The organism is Staphylococcus sp. B1(2026) (genome assembly GCF_058895785.1).
This window is the reverse complement of the sequence record NZ_JBZXTS010000084.1, coordinates 1-2,786: the sequence shown is the minus strand read 5'-3', so window position 1 is coordinate 2,786 and position 2,786 is coordinate 1. Positions and strand designations below refer to the sequence as shown.

At 33.0% G+C, this 2,786-nt stretch carries 4 protein-coding genes; all 4 read right to left on the bottom strand.

Going from position 1 to position 2,786, the window contains the following annotated elements:
• Nucleotides 1-263: 263 nt before the first annotated feature.
• Nucleotides 264-1,364 (bottom strand): redox-regulated ATPase YchF, encoded by a 1,101-nt coding sequence (gene ychF / locus AC5EAH_RS07920; protein ID WP_493494240.1) that lies wholly within the window; start codon nt 1,362-1,364, stop codon nt 264-266.
• Between the two features lie 110 nt (nt 1,365-1,474).
• Nucleotides 1,475-1,723, bottom strand: coding sequence for a 30S ribosomal protein S18 (rpsR, locus tag AC5EAH_RS07915; RefSeq protein ID WP_493494239.1), 249 nt, complete (start codon nt 1,721-1,723; stop codon nt 1,475-1,477).
• A 43-nt stretch (nt 1,724-1,766) separates the two neighbouring features.
• Nucleotides 1,767-2,294 (bottom strand): single-stranded DNA-binding protein, encoded by a 528-nt coding sequence (ssb, locus tag AC5EAH_RS07910; RefSeq protein ID WP_493494238.1) that lies wholly within the window; start codon nt 2,292-2,294, stop codon nt 1,767-1,769.
• Nucleotides 2,295-2,330: 36 nt separating this feature from the next.
• The gene (gene rpsF / locus AC5EAH_RS07905) at nt 2,331-2,621 is read right to left on the bottom strand and encodes a 30S ribosomal protein S6 (protein WP_493494237.1); all 291 of its coding nucleotides are present in this window, start codon (nt 2,619-2,621) and stop codon (nt 2,331-2,333) included.
• Between the last annotated feature and the right edge of the window lie 165 nt (nt 2,622-2,786).

The window sequence follows — 2,786 nt, the reverse complement described above, 5'->3', positions numbered from 1 at the left end:
TTTTGAACTACGCAATAGATACTAAATAATATTGCATCATCTAGAGAAGTCAAACATTTGTGACAAAAAACAAGGGCTTTGATATTTATTAATTTTTGTGATATACAACTCTTAATACAATGCTTAAAAGCTATACGCAGATGACCAGAGAACTTAATGATTTATTTCATAACTGCTAGATTTTAAAAAATGACGGCAAAATAGATAAAAAATAAATTCCCCTATCCCTTGGTTATCAAGGAATTAGGGGAATTTATTAAATATTATACATTAAATCTAAATAGCATGATATCGCCATCTTGTACTTCGTATTCTTTACCTTCTAATCGTACACGACCTGCTTCTTTGGCTGCTTGCATATTACCGTATTTTACTAAGTCATCATAACTCACTGTTTCCGCACGGATAAATCCTCTTTCGAAATCAGAGTGAATTACACCCGCACATTGTGGTGCTTTCATTCCACGACGGAATGTCCAAGCACGTACTTCTTGTACACCCGCTGTAAAGTATGTTGCTAAACCTAATAAATGATAAGCAGCTTTAATTAATTGATCTAAACCAGATTCTGAAATACCTAATTCTTCTAAGAACATTTCTTTTTCATCATCTTCTAATACTGCAATTTCTTCTTCTATTTTAGCACAAATAACAATGACATCTGCACCTTCATTAGCAGCAAATTGGCGAACGGCTTTCACCATCTCATTATCGTCAGCATTTGCAACTTCATCTTCGCTTACATTCGCAACATATAACATTGGCTTAGCTGTTAATAAATGAATTGTTTTCGCAATTTTTTGTTGTTCTGGTGTTAATTCCACTGAACGTGCTGGTTGATCATTTTCTAAAGCTTCTTTAAATTTTAATAAAATCGCTTCTTCTACCATTGCATCTTTATCTTTTTGTTTAGCCATTTTAGCAACGCGTGCTAAACGTTTATCAACACTTTCTAAATCTGCTAAAATTAATTCTAAATTGATAACTGCAATATCATCTAAAGGACTTACTTTACCGGCAACATGCGTAATATCTTCGTCTTCAAAACAACGCACAACTTGACAAATAGCATCCACTTCTCGAATATGTGCTAAAAATTTATTACCTAAACCTTCACCTTTTGAAGCACCTTCTACGATACCGGCAATATCCGTAAACTCAAATGCTGTTGGCACTGTTTTTTTAGGTTCTACTAATTCTGTTAATTTATTTAAGCGTGCATCTGGTACTTCTACAATCCCTACATTCGGATCAATTGTTGCAAATGGATAGTTTGCTGCTAATGCACCTGCTTTTGTAATTGCGTTAAATAATGTTGATTTCCCTACATTCGGTAAACCAACAATACCTGCTGTTAATGCCATAATTTTTCTCCTTTAATCATTTCTTTTACATACGTCATATATTATAACATGATTATAAATAAAAAGTACAGTTACCAATAAATATTGGTAACTGTACTGAATATTAAATATTATTTTTCATCTGCAACATATGGTAATAATGCTGCGTGACGTGCACGTTTGATAGCAACAGTTAACATACGTTGGTATTTAGCTGAAGTACCTGTTACACGACGAGGTAAAATTTTACCACGTTCTGAAATGAATTTTTTTAATAATTCTACTTCTTTATAGTCAATTGTAGTAATGCCGTTCGCTGTAAAATAACATACTTTTTTACGACGACGCATACCACCACCGCGACGATTTGGTTGTGCCATATCAGTAACCTCCTTATAGAATCTCTTTATCATTTTTGATTATTTAAAATGGTAAATCATCATCTGATAAATCAATACCTTTGTTAAATCCATTATCTACTGGCGCAGCATAGGGATCAGCTGGTGCTGAAAAATCATTATTTGATGAATTGAAGTCATTACCAAAATCTGAAAAATCATTATTTGGCATTGCTCCTTGACTCGCAAAAGCATTATTTCCATAATTAGCTTGAGCCGCACCATTATTTGCATTTTTAGGTTCAAGAAATTGAACACTATCACAAACAACTTCAGTCACATAAACACGTTGACCTTGTGGATTATCATAGTTACGTGTTTGAATACGTCCTTCTATCCCAACTAAACTACCTTTATGTACATAACGTGATACGTTATCAGCTTGCTTATTAAAAACAACACAATTAATAAAATCAGCTTGTCTTTCGCCATTACTTCCTGTAAATGTTCGATTTACAGCTAAAGTAAAAGAAGCTACTGAAACACCTGTTGGTGTTTGACGGTAATTAGGGTCTTTTGTCAAACGCCCGACTAAAACAACTCGATTAATCATTTAATAATACCTCCCTTGTCTTGTTATTCATTAATATTATGCCTCTTCACGAACGATTAAGTGACGGATAATATTTTCGTTGATTTTTGCTAAACGATCAAATTCTTTGATTGCAGCATCATCTTCAGCTTGGATTTTAACGATTTGGTAAAAACCTTCTTTAAAATCGTTAATTTCATAAGCTAAACGACGTTTACCCCAATCTTTAGATTCGATGATTTCAGCACCATTAGAAGTTAAGATATCATCAAAACGTGCAACTAATGCAGTTTTTGCTTCTTCTTCAATTCTTGGTTGTACGACATATAAAATTTCGTATTTTTTCATCTTTCTCTACACCTCCTTGTGGTCTACGGCTCATTTTTACAATGAGCAAGGAGTAATCATTAAATTACTCACGCTAGATAATTATATCAATTGTTTTTATCAATAGCAAGGAAAATGTATATGTTAATTGCGATGTAGCTTATTTTTTGATTGAACATTAAAAAA